Consider the following 300-nt stretch of genomic DNA (forward strand, 5'->3'; position numbering starts at 1 on the left):
GTAGTCCCAGGCAGAGTTGAACTGCCGACCTCTACATTATCAGTGTAGCGCTCTAACCAACTGAGCTATAGGACTGTCAACCGTTATGTGCCTGAAATTTTCATCTCAGCATCATCTTTCTCTCTATATACTGGTCTTTCCAGTTTAAGATCATATATATATACATATTCAACCGTAGTACCAGAGAGCTACATACCTCATCGGACTTAATCTAGAGATTCCAGCTCCAGAAAGGAGGTGTTCCAGCCGCACCTTCCGGTACGGCTACCTTGTTACGACTTAGCCCCAGTCACCAGTTTT

1 tRNA gene and 1 rRNA gene are annotated in these 300 nt (G+C 44.7%); both read right to left on the bottom strand.

The annotated features are described in order from the left end of the window. Nucleotide 1: 1 nt before the first annotated feature. Nucleotides 2-75 (bottom strand) — tRNA-Ile (locus WS42_RS15080). Nucleotides 76-230: 155 nt separating this feature from the next. Then, nucleotides 231-300, bottom strand: a 16S ribosomal RNA gene (locus WS42_RS15085); the annotation flags it as partial.

Origin of the sequence: Odoribacter sp. N54.MGS-14 (assembly GCF_000980295.1) — a bacterium.
In the GTDB taxonomy this organism is placed as follows: Bacteria; Bacteroidota; Bacteroidia; order Bacteroidales; family Marinifilaceae; genus Odoribacter; species Odoribacter splanchnicus.